Origin of the sequence: Curtobacterium sp. MCBA15_012 (assembly GCF_001864935.2) — a bacterium.
GTDB lineage: Bacteria > Actinomycetota > Actinomycetes > Actinomycetales > Microbacteriaceae > Curtobacterium.
Map to the genome: position 1 here is coordinate 2,013,504 of NZ_CP126267.1, position 18,450 is coordinate 2,031,953.

General features: G+C 72.2%; 20 protein-coding genes. 5 read left to right on the plus strand and 15 right to left on the minus strand.

Annotated features, from left to right (window positions below; all coding sequences use genetic code 11):
* The first annotated feature begins 73 nt into the window (after window positions 1–73).
* Window positions 74–430, plus strand: coding sequence for a hypothetical protein (locus QOL15_RS09245; protein ID WP_175473884.1), 357 nt, complete (start codon window positions 74–76; stop codon window positions 428–430).
* Complete coding sequence (locus tag QOL15_RS09250; RefSeq protein WP_065959176.1) at window positions 430–609, plus strand: hypothetical protein; 180 nt, start codon at window positions 430–432, stop codon at window positions 607–609. Before QOL15_RS09245 ends, QOL15_RS09250 begins: the two co-directional genes overlap by 1 nt.
* A gap of 20 nt (window positions 610–629) precedes the next feature.
* Here QOL15_RS09250 and aroB read toward each other — a convergent pair whose 3' ends face one another.
* The 9 genes from aroB to QOL15_RS09295 form a co-directional block, all read right to left on the minus strand.
* A complete protein-coding gene (aroB, locus tag QOL15_RS09255; RefSeq protein WP_065959316.1) occupies window positions 630–1,712 on the minus strand; it encodes a 3-dehydroquinate synthase in 1,083 nt (360 codons plus the stop codon).
* A 23-nt stretch (window positions 1,713–1,735) separates the two neighbouring features.
* A complete protein-coding gene (locus QOL15_RS09260; RefSeq protein WP_370692356.1) occupies window positions 1,736–2,401 on the minus strand; it encodes a shikimate kinase in 666 nt (221 codons plus the stop codon).
* The gene (gene aroC / locus QOL15_RS09265; protein ID WP_071249573.1) at window positions 2,398–3,618 is read right to left on the minus strand and encodes a chorismate synthase; all 1,221 of its coding nucleotides are present in this window, start codon (window positions 3,616–3,618) and stop codon (window positions 2,398–2,400) included. The genes QOL15_RS09260 and aroC overlap by 4 nt, the downstream gene beginning before the upstream one ends.
* A 55-nt stretch (window positions 3,619–3,673) precedes the next feature.
* Entirely contained in the window at window positions 3,674–5,248 is a 1,575-nt protein-coding gene (gene mltG / locus QOL15_RS09270) for an endolytic transglycosylase MltG (RefSeq protein WP_253181518.1), read from the minus strand.
* An 87-nt stretch (window positions 5,249–5,335) separates the two neighbouring features.
* Window positions 5,336–5,779, minus strand: coding sequence for a Holliday junction resolvase RuvX (gene ruvX, locus QOL15_RS09275; protein ID WP_065959320.1), 444 nt, complete (start codon window positions 5,777–5,779; stop codon window positions 5,336–5,338).
* A gap of 8 nt (window positions 5,780–5,787) precedes the next feature.
* Window positions 5,788–8,445, minus strand: coding sequence for an alanine--tRNA ligase (gene alaS, locus QOL15_RS09280; protein WP_071249563.1), 2,658 nt, complete (start codon window positions 8,443–8,445; stop codon window positions 5,788–5,790).
* Between the two features lie 88 nt (window positions 8,446–8,533).
* A complete protein-coding gene (locus QOL15_RS09285; protein ID WP_065959183.1) occupies window positions 8,534–8,716 on the minus strand; it encodes a hypothetical protein in 183 nt (60 codons plus the stop codon).
* A 130-nt stretch (window positions 8,717–8,846) separates the two neighbouring features.
* Complete coding sequence (rpsD, locus tag QOL15_RS09290) at window positions 8,847–9,476, minus strand: 30S ribosomal protein S4 (RefSeq protein ID WP_058742120.1); 630 nt, start codon at window positions 9,474–9,476, stop codon at window positions 8,847–8,849.
* Between the two features lie 260 nt (window positions 9,477–9,736).
* Entirely contained in the window at window positions 9,737–11,116 is a 1,380-nt protein-coding gene (locus QOL15_RS09295) for a replication-associated recombination protein A (RefSeq protein WP_083394162.1), read from the minus strand.
* 130 nt (window positions 11,117–11,246) lie between these two features.
* Here QOL15_RS09295 and QOL15_RS09300 point away from each other — a divergent pair, with 130 nt between their 5' ends.
* Together QOL15_RS09300 and QOL15_RS09305 are read left to right on the plus strand one after the other, a co-directional pair.
* A complete protein-coding gene (locus QOL15_RS09300) occupies window positions 11,247–12,056 on the plus strand; it encodes a peptidylprolyl isomerase (RefSeq protein WP_071249565.1) in 810 nt (269 codons plus the stop codon).
* A 112-nt stretch (window positions 12,057–12,168) separates the two neighbouring features.
* Entirely contained in the window at window positions 12,169–13,401 is a 1,233-nt protein-coding gene (locus QOL15_RS09305; RefSeq protein ID WP_175473885.1) for a DUF349 domain-containing protein, read from the plus strand.
* Window positions 13,402–13,548: 147 nt separating this feature from the next.
* On the opposite strand, the gene QOL15_RS09310 is transcribed toward QOL15_RS09305, so the two are convergent.
* From QOL15_RS09310 to QOL15_RS09330, 5 genes are all read right to left on the minus strand, one after another.
* Window positions 13,549–14,511, minus strand: a complete 963-nt coding sequence (locus QOL15_RS09310; RefSeq protein ID WP_071247321.1) for a bifunctional riboflavin kinase/FAD synthetase — start codon at window positions 14,509–14,511, stop codon at window positions 13,549–13,551.
* A gap of 8 nt (window positions 14,512–14,519) precedes the next feature.
* Window positions 14,520–14,963 carry a hypothetical protein gene (locus QOL15_RS09315; protein WP_065959189.1) on the minus strand — a complete coding sequence of 148 codons (444 nt, stop codon included), beginning with the start codon at window positions 14,961–14,963 and terminating at the stop codon, window positions 14,520–14,522.
* Window positions 14,964–15,058: 95 nt separating this feature from the next.
* Window positions 15,059–15,424, minus strand: a complete 366-nt coding sequence (locus QOL15_RS09320; protein ID WP_065959191.1) for a hypothetical protein — start codon at window positions 15,422–15,424, stop codon at window positions 15,059–15,061.
* A complete protein-coding gene (gene truB, locus QOL15_RS09325) occupies window positions 15,421–16,386 on the minus strand; it encodes a tRNA pseudouridine(55) synthase TruB (RefSeq protein ID WP_071247320.1) in 966 nt (321 codons plus the stop codon). Before truB ends, QOL15_RS09320 begins: the two co-directional genes overlap by 4 nt.
* 49 nt (window positions 16,387–16,435) lie before the next feature.
* Window positions 16,436–16,882 carry a hypothetical protein gene (locus QOL15_RS09330; protein ID WP_065959195.1) on the minus strand — a complete coding sequence of 149 codons (447 nt, stop codon included), beginning with the start codon at window positions 16,880–16,882 and terminating at the stop codon, window positions 16,436–16,438.
* 106 nt (window positions 16,883–16,988) lie between these two features.
* On the opposite strand from QOL15_RS09330, the gene QOL15_RS09335 reads away from it, so the two are divergent.
* Window positions 16,989–17,867 carry an A/G-specific adenine glycosylase gene (locus tag QOL15_RS09335; RefSeq protein ID WP_065959324.1) on the plus strand — a complete coding sequence of 293 codons (879 nt, stop codon included), beginning with the start codon at window positions 16,989–16,991 and terminating at the stop codon, window positions 17,865–17,867.
* A 3-nt stretch (window positions 17,868–17,870) separates the two neighbouring features.
* Here QOL15_RS09335 and rbfA read toward each other — a convergent pair whose 3' ends face one another.
* Window positions 17,871–18,320: a 30S ribosome-binding factor RbfA gene (rbfA, locus tag QOL15_RS09340; protein WP_065959197.1), complete on the minus strand. Its 450-nt coding sequence runs from the start codon at window positions 18,318–18,320 to the stop codon at window positions 17,871–17,873.
* Between the last annotated feature and the right edge of the window lie 130 nt (window positions 18,321–18,450).

Consider the following 18,450-nt stretch of genomic DNA (forward strand, 5'->3'; position numbering starts at 1 on the left):
GAGGCGCGGCGCGGCATCCACAGGTCGGCGCACCGCCGTCCTCGCCTCGCCTTCCGGGCCGCAGGATCATCGCATGGAGACAGCAGTCATCGCAGCCGCTCTCGCGGCGGTCGCATCGATCGTCGGTGCGGCGGTCAGCTGGTTCGGCGCCCACCAGGCGCGGCGAACGGCGGTCCGACACCATGCCTGGGACCGCTTCACCTGGGCGCTCGACCAGCGCCCGGGCAGCAGCGCGTACAACATTCCCACCGCTGTACTGCGGAACCTGGCGACGGTAACGTCCTGGCCGAAGGCCGACCGACGCCTCGCGCGTCGCGCCCCCGCCAGCGACCCGGCCGTCGCGTCGCAACCACCACGACCGCCACGACAACCGCCGTCACCGTCACCGTCACCGTTGCAGACACCGTCACCCGATGAGGAGCCCTCCTGATGTCTCTCCTGAAGCCGCTGCCGGACGCCCTCGACCCCGACCGGGACGACGACGAGTACTGGGCGTGGGAGAACGGCGCCACGGTCGAGGAGTTCCGGGAGTGGCAACGCACCGGGGTGCTCACGGTGTCGATGCGCCTGAAGTGGTGGTGGCGGCGGACACGGCCGACGCTCCGCTGAACCCCTTCGGCGGCGTCGGCCTAGACCCCGACCTCCTGGTAGGCCGTGAACAGCAGGTGGTCCTCGGGTCCCTCGAGCGTGACCGGCTTGCCGACCCCGTCGAGGATGATGAACCGCAGCATCCCGGCCCGGGCCTTCTTGTCCCGACGCATCGTCGCGAGCAGTCCCTCCCACCTGCCGAGGCCGTACGTGGTCGGCAGCTCGAGCGACTCCAGGATCGAGCGGTGCCGATCGACCGTGGCGTCGTCGAGGTGCCCCGTGAGCCGGGCGAGCTCGGCCGCGAACACCATGCCGACGGCGACCGCCGCGCCGTGCCGCCACTGGTACCGCTCAGCGTGCTCGATGGCGTGCCCGAGCGTGTGCCCGTAGTTCAGGATCTCCCGGCGGCCCTGCTCGGTGAAGTCGTCGGACACCACCTGCGCCTTGAGCTCGATCGCCAGCTCGACCACGCGACGGAACTCCGGCGTGGTGGGGTCGGTGACCCGGGCGACGTCGGCCTCGACCAGGTCGAGGATCTCCGGCACCGCGATGAACCCGGCCTTCACGATCTCGGCGAACCCGGTCAGGATCTCGTTCCGCGGCAGGGTCTTCGCGAGGTCGAGGTCGACGACCACCGCACGCGGCGCGGCGAAAACCCCGACGAGGTTCTTGCCCTCGTTGGTGTTGATGCCCGTCTTCCCGCCGACGCTCGCGTCCACCATCGCGAGCACGCTCGTCGGGATCGCCAGGAACGCGACGCCGCGGAGCCACGTCGCGGCGACGAAGCCCGCGAGGTCGGTCACCGCGCCCCCGCCGAGCCCGATGACGGCGTCGGTCCGGGTGAAGTCGGCCTGCCCCATCACCTGCCAGCAGAATGCGGCGACCTCGACGCGCTTCGCGCCCTCGGCGTCGGGCACCTCGGCGATGAGCGCCTCGAGCCCGGCGTCCGCCAGCAGCGCGCGGAGTTCGTTCGCGCGGGCGCCGAGCGTCGGCGCGTGCACGATCAGCACCTTCGCGACCCGCGGCCCGAGCAGTGCAGGGACGGCGCCGAGCAGCCCGTTCCCGACCACGACGACGTAGCCGCCCTCCCCGCCGACACGGATCTCGGTGGTGCCCTCCGGCAGGTGGGTGCTCGGGGTCGACTGGTTCACGGGGTCCCTCCGGTGGTGGTGCGACGCCCCGCTCCGGGGCTCGTGTCGGTCGGCGTGCTCGTGCCGGTCGATGTGCGCGTGTCGGCCGGGGTGCTCGTACCGGCCGACGTGCGGGGGTCGGGCGGTGTGCTTCCCCGCACCCAGGCGACGACCTCGTCGACGACGTGCGACATCGGTCGCCGCGAGGTGTCGAAGGTCGCGTGCGCGAGTTCGGCGTACGTCGCCGCGCGTGCGTCCAGGATGGTCTGCCACGCGTCGATGCCGCCGTCCGCCAGCAGCGGCCGGTCGCTGCCGGCGATGCGGTCGGCGACGGCCTCGGGCGAGACGGTCAGCAGGACGATCCGCGCGCCGGCCATCGCCTCGCGGGTCGCCGCGTGCGTGACCGCTCCCCCGCCGACGGCGACGACGCCGCCGCGCGTGACCGCGTCGCGCACGGCCTCGGCCTCGAGCTCGCGGAACGCCGCCTCACCGCGGTCGGCGAAGATGCCGGGGATCGGACCGTGCTCGCGGACGATCGCACGGTCGGTGTCGGTGAAGGACACCCCGAGCGCCTTCGCGACGCGCTTGCCGACGCTGGACTTGCCGGCGCCCATCGGTCCGATGACCACGACCGGCGCGGTGCTGCCCGCGGTGGCCGCCTGCGCCGGTCCCGTCCCGGTCACCGGGCGGCGGTCGGCTCGGCGGTCTCGGTGCGCCGGGAGCGCAGCGTCTCCGGGATCGCGGCCAGGTACCCCTCCAGGTTGCGCTTGGTCTCGGCCAGGCTGTCGCCGCCGAACTTCTCGAGCACGGCGTCGGCGAGCACGAGCGCGACCATCGCCTCGGCGACGACGCCGGAGGCCGGCACGGCGCAGACGTCGCTGCGCTGGTGGTGCGCTGCGGCGTCCTCACCCGTGGTGGTGTCGATGGTGTGCAGCGCGTGCGGGATGGTGGCGATCGGCTTCATCGCGGCACGGACCCGCAGCACGGTGCCCGTGGACATGCCGCCCTCGGTCCCGCCGGCGCGGTCGCTCGTCCGGATGATCTCGCCGTCCTCGCGGTACAGCTCGTCGTGCGCGGCCGAACCGCGACGACCGGCGGTCGCGAAGCCGTCGCCGACCTCGACGCCCTTGATGGCCTGGATGCCCATGATCGCCGCGGCGAGCCGAGCGTCGAGCCGACGGTCCCACTGCACGTGCGAGCCGAGGCCCGGCGGGACCCCGTAGAACAGCACCTCGACGACGCCGCCGAGCGTGTCGCCGTCCTTCTTCGCGGCCTCGACCTCGGTGACCATGCGTGCCGACGTCTCGGGGTCGGCGCAGCGCAGCTGGTCCTCGTCGAGGCGGTCGACGTCGTCGGGCATCGGCAGCGCGGTGCCGTCCGGCACGCGCACGGTACCGACCTGCAGGGTGTGCGCGACCGACCGGATGCCGAGCTCGGCCAGGAAGGACTTCGCGACGGCGCCGAGGGCGACACGAGCCGCGGTCTCGCGGGCCGAGGCGCGCTCGAGGATCGGGCGGGCCTCGTCGAAGCCGTACTTCTGCATGCCGACGAGGTCGGCGTGGCCGGGGCGGGGCCGGGTGAGGGGTGCGCCGCGACCACGGGACATCTCGGTCTGCTCGATCGGTTCCGGGCTCATCACCTCGACCCACTTCGGCCACTCGGTGTTGCCGATGCGGATCGCGATGGGGCTGCCCATGGAGTACCCGTGGCGGACGCCGCCCGAGACGTGCAGCTCGTCCTGCTCGAACTTCATGCGCGAGCCACGGCCGTAGCCGAGCTTGCGTCGCGCGAGGTCGGTGCGGATGGACTCGAACGACACCGGGACGCCAGCGGGCAGGCCCTCGAGCATCGCGATGAGTTCGGGTCCGTGGGACTCACCAGCGGTCAACCAACGAAGCATGCCGCCCATCCTCCCACAGCCCGTGCACGTGCGACGGCCTGCGACGCCCCCGCTGCTACTGGTACTCGGGGTGCGCCCGCAACCACGCCCGGAACTGGGCGACCGCCGCGTCGTGCTGCGCCAGCGTGTCCGAGAACACGGTCTCGCCGGTGTCCAGGTTCACGGTCACGAAGTACAGCCAGTTGCCCGTGGCCGGCTGGGTGACGGCCTTGATCGCGACGTCGCCCGGGTTCGAGATCGGTGCCGGGGGCAGCCCCTTGTGCACGTAGGTGTTGTACGGGTTGTCCGCGTCCGCGCGCTCGGCGTCGGTGGTCGTGACGGTGTGGGTGTTCCCCGTCCCGTAGGCCACCGTCGCGTCGGACTGCAGGAGCATCCCCTTGTCGAGGCGGTTCTGGAACACGCGCGCGACCTTCGGGAAGTCGTCGGCCTGGCCGGCCTCCTTCTGCACCAGCGAGGCGAAGACCACCACGCGCTCCTGGTCGGCCTCGGCGACGCCGGCGGCCTGCAGGTGCTGCTTCATGGTGTCGACCATCGACTGGAAGTACTGCTTCGCGCTCCACCCCGGGTTGATCGGGTAGGTCGCGGGGAACAGCCAGCCCTCGAGGGTCGTCACACCGGCCGGCAGACCGTACGCCTGCACGTCCTTCGCGGCCGAGGACACCTCGTCCTTGCTCAGTCCGGCCTTCGAGACCATGCCGGCCTCGATGTCCTGCAGCGCTGTGCCCTCGGGGATGACGATCGACGCCTGGACCCGGTTCTTCGTGTCCTGCAGGGCCGAGAGCGCCGACTTCGCGCTCATCTGCTTCTTCAGCTCGTACGAGCCGGGCTGGAACTGCACGTCGGGCGAGGTGAGCAGGAGCTTGTAGAACACCTTCGAGCTCTTCACGACACCGCTGCGCTGCAGGGTCTTCGCGACGTCCTCGCCGATGTCGCCCTGCTTGATCGTGATCGTCACCTTGCTCGTGCCCGAGCCGGAGTAGTCGTCGGACTCCTGCGACCCGCTGAACGCCTGCACGACCTGCTGGATCTTGGGCGCGGCGAAGGCGTACGCGCCACCACCGGCCGCCAGCACGACCGCGACGATCACGATGCCCGCCACGAGCGGACCGCGGCGCCGCTTCGGGCGCGGTCCGCGCGGCTGACGGGAGGCTCGCCCACGCCCGCCACGACCGTCGCGTCCGTCGTCTCCCGCGCCGCCACCGCCGTGGCCGGCTCCGTCGCCGCCGTCACGTCCGGATCCTCCCGCGCCGCCGGCGCGAGCCGCACCGGCCGGGACCTCGCCGGTCAGGAGGGCCTGCACCTCGGGGTGCAGCTCGTCGTGGTCACGCGCGACGGGAGCGTCAGCGGGTGAGACGGGCCGGTCCTGCTGCTGCGCGCGGCGTCGCTGCGGCGCGGCCTCGTCCGGCGTGATCGCCTGGTGCGGCACCGGCTGCTCCTGCGGCTCCTGCTGCTGCGGAGCCCTGAGCGCCTGCTCCTGCTCCTGCTCCTGCTGGGCACGGGCCTCGGCTGCACGCGCCTCGCGGCGTGAGCGCGGTCGGACGGTGTCGGTCGGACGGTCGGAAGGCTGGTTCCGCCCCTCGGCGTCGTCGCCGGGCGCGATGATCGCGTTCCAGTCCAGGTCGTCTGCCAACGGATCCTCGGTCTCTCGGGTCGGGGTTCTCCGCCTGGGGTCGTCGGTCCGGGTACGACGGTCGGCGCGGCGTCCCGGGCCGGCCGGTCAGGGGAGCGTGGCGCCTGGGGCGGCGCTGGACGCGCGCTCGTGGTCGAGCGCGTGTTGCAGAATGATAACAGCGGCCGCTTGGTCGATCACGGCCCGCGACTTCTTCGTGTTCCGGCCCGCCTGGTGCAGGCCACGCTGCGCCGTGACGGTCGACAGTCGCTCGTCGACGAGCCGGACGGGTCGGTGCCGTGCCAGCCGGTCGGCGAACGCGCGGGCATCGGCCGTCGAGGCCGTGTCGTCGCCGGACATCGACAGCGGCAGCCCGACGACGATCTCGAGCACGTCGTACTCGTCGGCGATCGCGAGGATGCGACCGACGTCGGTCTTGTCGTCACGACGGACGGTCTCGACCGGGGTGGCGAGCAGCCCGTCCCGGTCGCAGACGGCGATGCCGATCCGGGCGCGCCCGACGTCGACGCCGAGTCGTCGCCCGGACCGCATCGCCACCCTCAGCCCGCCAGACGCGCGGTGACGGCGCGGAGCGCGGCCGGGAGTGCCGCCGCGTCGGTCCCGCCGCCCTGGGCGAGGTCGGGCTTGCCGCCGCCACCACCGCCGAGGACGCCGGCGGCCTCCTTGGCGAGCGGGCCCGCCTGGACACCGGCGGCGCGCGCGGCGTCGTTCGTCGCGACGATCACGACCGGCTTGCCGCTGACCACGGCGCCGAGCACGACCACGGCCGCGGCGTCGCCGAGCTGTGCACGCACGCCCGTGGCGAGGGACCGCAGCTCGTCGCCCGACTGCAGGCCGTCGACGGCCTCCGCCACGACGGTCGTCGAGCCGACGGTGGTCGCCTGCTTCGCGATGGTCGGGACGCGCTGCTGCAGGTTGGCCGACTCGAACTCCGCGATGCGCTTCTGGGCGTTCCGGAGGTCCTCCATCAGGCTCTGCACCCGCGCGGGCAGGTCGTTGCGCGGCGCCTTGAGCGCGCTGGACAGCTGCGACACGATCGTGCGCTCGGCGGCGAGGTCGCGGAAGCCCTCGAGCCCGACCAGGGCTTCGACACGACGGTTCGTCGAACCGACGCTCGACTCCCCCACGAGGTTGACGAGCCCGACCTGGGCGCTCGAGGCCACGTGCGTGCCACCGCACAGCTCGCGGGACCACGGGCCGCCGATGTCGACCATGCGGACCTCGGCGCCGTACTTCTCGCCGAACAGGGCCTGCGCACCGAGGGACTTCGCCTCGTCGAGCGGCAGCACACGCGTCGAGACCTCGAGGTCGGAGCGGATCGCGGCGTTCACGACCTCCTCGATCTCGGAGCGCGTCGCGGTGGACACCGGCTGCGACCACGAGAAGTCCAGGCGCATGTAGCCGGACTTGTTGTACGAGCCGGCCTGCAGCGCCTCGGGACCGAGGACGTCGCGGAGCGCGGCGTTGACGAGGTGCGTGGCCGAGTGCGCCTGGGTCGCACCGCGGCGGTACTCGGCATCGACGACCGTGGTCGCGGCGTCCCCGACCCCGACCTCGCCGGAGCGGACCTGCACGGTGTGGCTCCAGAGGCCGGCGACGGGGCGCTGCACGTCGAGCACCTCGAGGTCGAACCCGTTGCCGACGATCGAGCCCTGGTCGGCGTCCTGGCCACCGGACTCGGCGTACAGCGAGGTCTCGCCGAGGATCACCTCGGCGATGTCGCCGGCCACCGCACGGTCGACGCTGACCCCGTCGACGATGATGCCGAGGATCGCCGACTCGGCCTCGAGCGCGTCGTACCCGAGGAAGACCGTCTCGCCGGCAGCGCGGAAGGCGCTGTAGACGCTGAGGTCGGCGAGGGCGGTCTTCTTGCTCTTCGCGTCGGCCTTGGCGCGGGACCGCTGCTCCGACATGAGCGTCTCGAAGGCCGTGCGGTCGACGTGGACCCCGGCCTCCTCGGCCATCTCCATCGTCAGGTCGATCGGGAAGCCGAACGTGTCGTGCAGCAGGAAGGCGGTGTCCCCGCCGATCGCCGCCGCACCGTCCTGCTTCGCGCGCTCGACCGCGACGTCCAGGATCGTGGTGCCCTGCGCCAGGGTGCGGAGGAAGGTCTCCTCCTCGGCGTAGACGATCCGCGCGATGCGGTCGTACTGCTCGGCGACCTCGGGGTAGGCGTCCTGCATGGCGTCGCGCGACGCCGGGAACAGCTCGGGGAAGGTCGCGCCCTCGACGCCGAGCAGGCGCATCGCCCGCACCGTGCGACGGAGCAGGCGGCGGAGGATGTAGCCGCGGCCCTCGTTGGACGGGGTGACGCCGTCGGCGACGAGCATGAGCGACGACCGGACGTGGTCGGCGATGACCCGCATGCGGACGTCGTCCTCGTGCACCGCACCGTACCGACGACCGGACACGGCCGCGGCACGGTCGAGCACCGGGCGGACCTGGTCGGTCTCGTACATGTTGTCGACACCCTGCTTGATGAACGCGACGCGCTCGAGGCCCATGCCGGTGTCGATGTTCTGGTTCGGCAGGTCGCCGGTGATGTCGAAGTCGATCTTCGACCGCACGTTCTGGATCTGGTACTGCATGAACACGAGGTTCCAGATCTCGACGTAGCGGTCGTCGTCGGTCGCCGGACCGCCGTCGACGCCGTACTCGGGTCCGCGGTCGAAGAAGATCTCCGAGCAGGGTCCGGCCGGGCCGGGCTGGCCGGTCGACCAGTAGTTCGTGTCCTTGCCCAGGCGCTGGATGCGCTCGTCGGGCAGCGTGGAGTGCTGCTTCCAGAACGCGATCGCCTCGTCGTCCTCCTCGTACACCGTGACCCAGAGGTCCTCGGGGTCGAAGCCGAGGCCGCCGTCCGACTCCGCCGACGTCAGGAACTCCCAGGCGTACTCGATCGCCTGCTCCTTGAAGTAGTCGCCGAACGAGAAGTTGCCGTTCATCTGGAAGAACGTGCCGTGCCGCGGGGTCTTGCCGACCTCCTCGATGTCGTTCGTGCGGATGCACTTCTGCACGCTCGTCGCACGACGGTACGGCGCCGGCACGAGACCGGTGAGGTACGGGATGAACGGCACCATGCCCGCGACGGTGAACAGGAGCGACGGGTCGTCCGAGACGAGCGACGCGGACGGGACGACGGTGTGGCCGCGGTCACCGAAGAACTGGAGCCAACGGCGGCGGATCTCTGCGGTCTGCATGGTGCTTCCTGATTCAGGTCGGCGGGAGGGTCGTGCGGTGCACGGGTCGTGCGGTGACGCGGTCGCTGGCGGGTCGCGCCGCGGTGGGTCAGGCGTCGGTGCGGAGCTCGGCCTCGCGCGAGCGGTAGCCGTCTGCCACGGCGCCGGTGAAGGCCTTCGTGCGCGCGTCCACGTCGGCGAAGAAGCGGGCACCACCGGGCGTGTGGGCGATCCGGTGTGCAGCGGCGAAGCCGATGACGATGCCGACGGCGACGAAGACCAGCTGCTTCACGGTGCCTCTCCCTCTCGCGCACGCGGGCGGTTGCGTGCGCCGACGAGTCTAGCGGCGGGACGTCCCGGGAACGCAGAACGGCGGGCCGCCCTCCTGAGAGGACGACCCGCCGTTCGGGGTGATCAGGTGATCAGCGAGCTGCGTAGTACTCGACGACGAGCTGCACTTCACAGGTCACGGGGACCTCGGCGCGCTTCGGGCGACGGACCAGGCGGGCCTGGAGCTTCTCGATCTCGACCTCGAGGTAGCCCGGGACCTTCGGGAGGACCTCGAGGTGGCCACCGGCGGCGGCGACCTGGAGGGGCTCGAGGGACTCGGAGCGCTGCTTGACGTGGATCATCTGGCCCTCCTTCACGCGGAAGGAGGGGCGGTCGACGAGCTTGCCGTCGACCATGATGTGGCGGTGCACGATCAGCTGACGGGCCTGCGCGGTGGTGCGGGCGAAGCCGGCACGGAGCACGAGGGCGTCGAGGCGCTGCTCGAGGAGCTCGACCAGGTTCTCACCGGTCAGGCCCTTCGTCTTGCGGGCCTCTTCGAAGACGATGCGGAGCTGCTTCTCGCGGATGCCGTACTGGGCGCGCAGACGCTGCTTCTCACGGAGGCGGACGGCGTAGTCGCTGTCCGCACGACGGCGGGTGCGGCCGTGCTCACCGGGGCCGTAGGGGCGCTTCTCGAGGTACCGGGCCGCCTTCGGCGTCAGCGGGATGCCGAGGGCGCGCGACAGGCGGGTCTTGCTACGGGTGCGTGACTTGGTAGACACAGGGTCCTTTTCTCTGTCTGAACTGAATACTCGAGGGGCACCGGACGCGCGCTCGACGAACGGACGCGGTCGGACCCGACGACGGGATCCAGAGGGATGAGCCTGTGGGATCGGACGGCTACAGTCCGAACCCTGTCCGCGTGGCACCGGAGACCGGTGGACACTCTGTCCTCGACGCAGCCGCACGCGAGGACCGGGACGTGGGCTCGACAACGATAGCAGCAACCGCGGCCCGGCGCAGGACGCCGGTGTCGGCGTGGCTACTCGCCGCGGGTGATCTTCCGGAGCCGCTCGAGCCGCGGGCCGAGTTCTCGCTCGAAGCCGTTGCCGGTGGGCGTGTAGTACTCGGTGCCGTCGAGCGCGTCGGGCAGGTACTGCTGCTGCGCCACACCGTGCTCGGCGTCGTGCGAGTAGACGTAGCCCTTGCCGTGCCCGAGGCGCTTCGCCCCCGGGTAGTGCGCGTCACGCAGGTGCGGCGGCACGACCCCCATGCGACCGGCCTTGACGTCGGCCACCGCGGCGTTCACCCCGTTGTACGCGGCGTTCGACTTCGGCGCGGTCGCCAGGTAGACGACCGCCTCGGCCAGGGGGATGCGCCCCTCGGGCATGCCGATGAGCTGCACCGCCTGCGCGGCGGCGACCGCGATCGGCAGCGCCTGCGGGTCCGCCATGCCGATGTCCTCGGACGCCGAGATGATGATGCGACGAGCGATGAAGCGCGGGTCCTCCCCCGCCTCGATCATGCGGGCCAGGTAGTGCAGCGCGGCGTCGACGTCGCTCCCCCGCACCGACTTGATGAACGCGCTGATGACGTCGTAGTGCTCGTCGCCCTGTCGGTCGTAGCGCAGCAGGGCACGGTCGACCGCGGCGGCGACCGTGTCGGCGTCCACCAGCGGCACGGTGTCGACCCCGTCGAGGGCGGGGCCGTCCGCGTCGTCGTCCTCGTGCAGCGACGTGGCCGAGGCCGCCGCGGCCTCGAGCGCGGTGAGGGCGCGGCGGGCGTCGCCGGACGAGAGCCGCACGATGGCCGCCCGGGCGTCGTCGCCGAGCACGACCGAACCGCCGAGGCCGCGTGGGTCCTCGACGGCACGGTCGACGAGCATGCCGAGGTCCTCGTCGGTGAGCGGCTTGAGCGTGAGCAGGAGCGACCGGGAGAGCAGCGGCGAGATCACCGAGAACGACGGGTTCTCGGTCGTCGCTGCGATGAGGATGACCCACCCGTTCTCGACCCCGGGGAGCAGCGCGTCCTGCTGGGCCTTGCTGAAGCGGTGGATCTCGTCGAGGAACAGGACCGTCGTCGACCCGTACAGGTCGCGGTGGGTCAGGGCCTTCTCCATGACCTCGCGCACGTCCTTGACGCCCGCGGTCACCGCCGAGAGCTCGACGAACTCGCGCCCGGACTGCCGGGCGATCGCCTGCGCCAGGGTCGTCTTGCCGGTGCCGGGAGGACCCCACAGGATCACCGAGACCCCACCGGGGTTCTCACGGGTGCCGGACGCGAGCTGCACGAGCGGGCTGCCGCGTCCGAGCAGGTGCTGTTGCCCGGCCACCTCGTCGAGGCTGGTCGGGCGCATCCGCACCGCGAGCGGGACGGACCCCTGGGCCAGGCCCGCGCGCCCACCCGTGGTGGGCGCACGCATCCCCGATCGATCCGCTGCCATGCAGACGATCGTAGGCCGACCCACCGACGGGGGGCGCGCCTCCAGGCCGGGCGCACCGCGCCGTCCGCTACGCTCGTCGGCACACTCGACGAGAGGTCCGACCAGCACCGTGGCACCGAAGAACCAGTCGCGCGACAACCGCGAGGCGCGCGAGCGGCTCCGTCTGTACCAGGCCCGTCAGGGCCTCCACGAGCGGCAGCGACGCCGGCGTGTCCGGGACGACACGGTCGGGATCATGGTCCTGGTGCTCGTCGCCGCGCTCGCGACCGGGTCGCAGCTCGCCTTCGCCGGCACGCACCGATCGGCCGGAGCGGACGCGAGTGCGTCGGCCACCGCCACGCCGACACCGTCCGCGAGCGCGGCCGGCAACACCGGCGACGTCCCGAGCAAGCGCATCGCGAAGGGCGCCACCTGGACCGGCACGCTGACGCTGAACAAGACCGTCGACCTCGGCATCGAGCTCGACGGTGCGGCGGCCCCGCAGGCGGCGAGCGTCGAGATCGACCTCATCCGCAAGCAGTTCTACACGGGGACGACCTGCCACCGGTTGGCCGACGGCGCCGACCTCCGCTTCCTGCAGTGCGGGTCGGCGAACGGCGACGGCACCGGTGACGCCGGGTTCCAGTACGGCCCGCTCGAGAACGTCCCGGCCGACGGGAAGTACGCGACCGGCGACATCGCGATCGCCCGCGGGGCCTCGCCGTACTCGCAGTCCACGCAGTTCTTCATCGTCTACGGCGACACCACGCTCGACGGCTCGACCGGCGGCTACACGGTCGTCGGCAAGGTCACGAGCGGTCTCGACGCGCTCGAGTCGACGATCACGTCGAAGGGCGTCCAGGACCCCGGGGCGGACGGCACGGGGAAGCCGAAGGTCGCCACCACGATCACCGGTGCGACCATCCGCGAGGAGCAGTAGTCCACAGGTCCCCGTCACGGCGGGCCGCTGGGGCCGTCCGTGCAATAGGCTGACGACCTGACCGTGCCGACGGTGACGTCGGCGATGCACTACCACGATCGAGGCGAGACCTGTGGGACCTGACGAAGCAACGACCTGGGGCCGGGTCGACGAGAACGGGACGGTGTACGTCCGGTACGAGGACACCGAGAAGGCGGTCGGTGAGTACCCGGACGCCACCCCGGACGAAGCGCTCGCGTACTTCGCGCGCAAGTACGCCGACCTCGAGGGCCAGGTGAAGATCGCCGAGCAGCGCGCCAAGGGCGGTGCCTCGGCGAACGACGTCTCGCGGAGCGTCGAGCACCTGCGCACGCAGGTGGCCGAGGCCCGGGTCGTCGGCGACCTGAAGTCGCTCGAGACCCGCGTCGCGGCGCTCTCCGAGCAGGTCGGCTCCCTGACCGCGGAGCAGGCTGCCCAGGCGCAGCAGGCCCTCACCGAAGCCCTCGCGCACCGCACCGCACTGGTCGAGGAGGCCGAGGCGCTGGCCGCGGTCGACCCCGCCCGTGCGCAGTGGAAGCAGATCACGGCGCAGCTCGACGACGTCTTCGCACGCTGGCAGCAGCACCAGCACGACGGCCCGCGTCTGCCCAAGAACGAGGCGAACGAGCTGTGGAAGCGTTTCCGTGCCGCCCGCTCGACCGTCGACCAGCACCGCCGTGCGTTCTACTCGGAGCTCGACGCGCAGCACCGCGACGCCCGCACCCGCAAGCAGGAGCTCGTCCAGCAGGCCGAGGCCCTCGCCTCGCGCGGTGCCGACGGGATCCCCGCCTACCGCGAGCTGCTCGACGACTGGAAGCGCGCCGGACGCGCCGGGAAGCGTCACGACGACGCGCTCTGGGCACGGTTCAAGGCCGCCGGAGACGTGCTGTTCGAGCAGCGCCACGCCGAGGTCGCGGTCGAGAACGAGGAGTTCTCTGCGAACCTGGTCGCCAAGCAGGCCCTCCTCACCGAGGCCGAGCCGCTCCTGCAGCAGACCGACCGGGTCGCCGCACGCCGGACCCTGACCGACATCCAGCGTCGCTGGGACGAGATCGGCAAGGTCCCCCGCGGTGACGTGCGCCGGATCGAGGACCGCCTCCGCGCCGTCGAGGACCACGTGCGGAGCCTCGAGGACCAGCACTGGAAGTCCTCCGACCCGGAGCGCAAGGCCCGCCAGACCGGCCTCGCGAGCCAGCTCGAGGACGCCATCGGCAAGCTCGAGGCCGAGCTCGCCGACGCGCGTGCGACCGGTGACGCCCGCAAGATCAAGGACGCGCAGGAAGCCCTGGACGCCCGCCGGATCTGGCTCGACGCACTGGGCGGCTGACACCACCCCGGACGACGCAGGAGGCCCCGTGACCGACCGGTCACGGGGCCTCCTGCGTTGCGGACCGCCTCCGGGAAGCTCAGACGGTCGGGAGCCTCAGGCCGTCGGGAGCCTCAGGCCGTCGGGAGCCTCAGGCCGTCGGGAGCCTCAGACCGTCGACTGCATCCCGAGCAGGAGCCGGATGTCGAGGTCGTCCTGCCGCATCTGCGTCGCGAGCTCGTCCATCGACGAGAACGCCACCATCCCGCGGACGTACGCGACGAACAAGACCGAGATCGTCTCGTCGTACAGGTCGATGTCGACGTCGAGCAGGTGCGCCTCGATCTGCTTGGCCGGCACACCCTCGAACGTCGGGTTGTTGCCGACGGAGACGGCAGCCGGGTAGATCGTCCCGTCGTGGAGCACCCGCGCCGCGTACACCCCGTCGGCCGGGACGAAGCCCTCGCATGCCGGGTCGAGGTTCGCGGTCGGGTAGCCCATGAGCCGGCCGCGCTGGTTGCCGCGGACCACGGCGCTGCGGACCGCGTGCTCGCGCCCGAGCAGCCGTGCGGCCTCGGCGACCCGGCCGTCGGTGAGCAGCTCGCGGATCCAGGTCGAGGACACGCGTCGTTCGTCGGCGGCGCGGACGTCGTCGCGGAGGTCGACGTCGTCGATCAGCTCGACCCGGAAGCCGTGCCGCTCGCCGAGCTGCCGGAGCAGCGCGACGTCACCGGCACCGCGGGCACCGAAGCGGAAGTCGCTGCCGACGAAGACGAGCCGGGCGTGCAGTGTGTCGACGAGGACGTCCGACACGAACGCCTCGGGCTCGCGGGACTGCAGTCGGTCGTCGAAGTGCAGGAGCAGCGTGGCGTCCACACCGATCGACTCGAGCAGCTCGCGACGCTGCGCGGTGCTCGTGAGCGACGGCGGGACCCGCTGCGGGTCGATGACGCTCAGGGGGTGCCGGTCGAACGTCACGACGGTCGACACCAGGCCGTGCTCGCGGGCGGCGCGCTCGAGATGTGCGATGACGGCACGGTGGCCGACGTGCACGCCGTCGAACTTGCCGATCGTGACGGCACTCGGGCCGAACCCCTGGGCGACGTCCGCGACGTCGTCGTAGAACTGCACGGCGCGCCCTACTCGCCGGCTGCCGGCACGGACGCCCGCGCGGGCTCGGCCACCGCGGCACGGTGGTGCTTGCGCAGCCACCACAGCCCGGCGATCGGCAGGACGAGCGGGGCGAAGACGTAACCGAGCCCGTAGTAGGACCAGACGGTGTCATCGGGGAACAGCTGGCGGTCGACGAGCGAGAGCGTGCCGACGACGAGCACGCCGGCCATCTCGAAGCCGATCGTCACGCAGGCGACGCGGTACCAGGCCCGGCCGGGTGCGATCAGCGCGATCATCGCGACGATGTAGACGACCGCGGCGAGGGCGCTGAGCGTGTAGGCGACGGGAGCGTGGGAGAACTTCTCGATGATCTGCACCACGCTGCGACCGGTCGCGGCGAGGGCGAGGATGCCGTAGACGGCGATGAGGACGCGCCCGACACCGGTCGCGAGGGAGGATCTGGTCGCCATTGCACCGAGTCTACCGACGCCCGGGGACAGCCGACGACGGACGCCCGCCGACGGCCCACAGCGGGCCCGACGGTGGGGCCGGTCCGCGGTCCGCCTCAGTTCAGGGCGAACCAGATCTGGTACATCCGGTAGACCATCACGGCCACCGTGAACGCCCCCGCGCCGAGGACGACCGTGCTCCACCGCGTCCGGTCGATCAGTGCCCACACGATCGCGGCCGGCGGGACGAGCAGGACCGACACCGCGTAGACCCCGAACTCGAGCGCGTTGCCCTGCGGCGGCGAACCGGTCGCGGGGAGGACGAGCGAGACGACGCCCTGCGCGAGGAGCAGGAGCTCGACGAGCGCCAGCGCACCGACCGTGTAGTCGTCGGGCTTCCACCCCACGAACCCGACGACGACCGCGAACAGCCCCACGACGACGGCGAGGACGACCTGCACCCAGGTGAACCACTCGATCACGGGCGTGCCTCCGTCCCGCGGGCGGCGGAGGCCGGGGTCGGTGCCGGGAAGTTCGTGATGACGCGCAGGCGCCCACGGTGGACGGACACCAGTCCGACGAGCCGGTCGTCCTCGCGTGCGACCGCCGCGACCGGGGCCTCCGAATCGGGGTGCTCTGCGGCGACCCGCTTGCCGTCGGTCAGGTCCTTCGCCTCGGCGGCGTCGAGCGTGACGACCGGGAAGAGCCGTCGTGCGACGTCCGCAGGACGGGCGAGCGCCGCGGTGACGTCAACGGAGTCGTCCTCGATGTCGACCGCGTCGGTCACCGCGAAGGGACCGACCGCCGTGCGCCGGAGCGCCGTGAGGTGGGCGCCGGTGCCGAGCGCGGCCCCGACGTCGCGTGCGAGGGCCCGGACGTAGGTGCCCGACGAGCAGTCGACCACGACGTCGAGGTCGACGACCGTGACGTCGGTGCCGTCGACCGTGACGGTGTGCTCCTCGCGTCCGGTCACCTCGAACCGCGAGACCGTCACGGTCCGTGCACGGAGGACGACCTCCTCGCCCTTCCGCGCCAGGTCGTAGGCGCGACGACCGTCCACCTTGATCGCACTGACGGTCGACGGGACCTGGTCGATGGTGCCGCGCTGCGCGGCGACGGCCCGTTCGACGGCGTCCGCCGAGACGTCGGCGTCCCGGACGCCCACGGCGGCGGTCGGTGTGCCGTCGGCGTCGTCCGAGTCGGTCGAGACGCCGAGGCGGATGGTCGCGGTGTAGGTCTTGCCGAGCCCGACGAGGTGCGTGAGGAGCCGCGTGGACGGTCCGGCCCCGAGGATGAGCAGACCCGTCGCCATCGGGTCGAGGGTGCCCGCGTGCCCGATCTTCTTCAGACCCAGCCGCCGCCGTGCGATCGAGACGACGCGGTGGCTGGAGATGCCCTGCGGTTTGTCGACGAGGAGGATGCCGTCAGGCGCGGATGCGAGCACCGGACGAGGCTACCAGCGGCCACGCCCGCCGCGACCCCGGTGCCGCCCGTCAGCAGGCGTCGTTCCACTCGCGGCGGGGGTGGTCCGGGTCGGTGACGTCGAGCACCGCCGAGGCCGCGATCTTGACGTCGGCCCGCCGCTCGAGCCGACCGGTCTCCTGCTCCGCCCACAGCGACCAGCGCCACAGACCGCGCGCGCCCGGTGCCAGCAGGCCGTGCCCGTGCACGACGAGCACGCCGTCCCCGGCCCCGGTCGTGCGGAACGGCGTCACGACGTCGGAGCGCAGCACGTCGACGTCGCTCGAGGGCGCCGCCGCCGCCATCGCGGACACCCCGTGTCGTGCGAACCCGGCGACCAGCCCGGCGGCCACACGCTCGAGGTCGACGCCGTCCTGTCCGTCGACACCGACGACGGCGCGGTTGGTCCCGACCTGTGCGATCACCTCGCCCGCGATCTCGGCGTACGTGTCGGTCTCCTGCGGTGCCCAGCGTGCCATGTGCCCACCGTAGGCTGTCGTGGTGAACGCGCGCGGAGCCTCCCGTCCCCCTGTGGACAGCCCACCGGACGTCACCCGCTCACCTGTGGACGACCCGCCGGCCGCGATCCACCCCGACATCGCGACCCCGCTGGTCGCCTGGTTCCGCGCCGAGGCGCGGGACCTGCCCTGGCGCCACCCCGGCTTCCCCGCGTGGGGCACGCTGGTGAGCGAGGTCATGCTGCAGCAGACGCAGGTCGCGCGCGTGGTCCCCCGACTGGAGGCGTGGCTCACCCGGTGGCCGACCCCTGCGGACCTCGCGGCGTCGCCTCCGGCGGAGGCGGTGCGTGCCTGGGACCGGCTCGGCTACCCGAGACGCGCGCTCGCGCTGCACGCGGCGGCGACCGCGATCGCCGAGCAGCACGACAACGTCGTCCCGCGCGACGTCGACGCGCTGCTCGCGCTGCCGGGCATCGGCGACTACACGGCCCGGGCGGTCGCGGTGTTCGCGTACGGCGACCGGCACCCGGTGGTCGACGTCAACGTGCGACGCGTGCTCGCACGTGCCCTGCTCGGACAGGGCGAACCGGGGCCCGCGAAGGCGAAGCAGGACCTGCCGCTCATGGAGTCCGTGCTGCCCGCCGACCGGGACGCCGCCGCCGCGACCAACGCCGCCGTGATGGAGCTCGGCGCGCTCGTGTGTGTGGCCCGCTCCCCCGCGTGCGACGCCTGCCCGATCGCGGACCGCTGCGCGTGGCGTGCCGCCGGGTACCCGGAGCACGACGGCCCGCGGGCGCCGAAGCAGGCGAGGTTCGCCGGCAGCGACCGTCAGGTGCGCGGGCTGCTCATGGCCGAGCTGCGGTCGAGCGACGTCCCCGTGACCCGGTCGGAGATCGACCTGGTGTGGCCCGACGACGCACAACGGGAGCGTGCCCTCGCCTCGCTCGTCCGCGACGGACTGGCCGTCGGTGACGATGCACGCGGGTACACGCTCCCGTCTGCGTGAGGACTACGCCCGGTCGGTCTCGTCCTCGTCGTCGTCCTCGTCGTGCTTGTACGGGTCGGCGTCGCCGGCGTACTGCGCGCCGGCGGCCGCGGCCTTGACCTGCGCGTCGCGGACCTGCGCCTGCACGAGCAGGTCCTCCATGTGCGCGGAGGTCTCCGGCAGGGCGTCGGCGATGAACTCGAGCGACGGGGTCAGCCGCGCGGTGATGTTCTTGCCGACCTCCGAGCGGAGCATGCCGGTCGCCGCCTTGAGCGCCGCGGCGGAGTCGGCGCGCTCCTCGTCGGAGCCGTACACGGTGTAGAAGATCGAGGCGTGCTGCAGGTCGCCCGTCACCCGGACGTCCGTGATCGTCACGAATCCGAGGCGCGGGTCGCGCAGCCCCTTGTCGAGTCGTCGGGCGACGACTTCCTTGATGCGGTCCGCCATCTTGCGTGCGCGCTGCGGATCGGCCATGGGTGCCTCCTGGGGCAGTGGCGGGACGCGTCCCGCACGGTGTTCCTGGTTCGTGTCCCGGGGCGGATGGCCCCGGAACGGGGTCGGGCCCCGCCCTCCCGTGAAGGAGGCCGGGGCCCAGAGTAGTCAC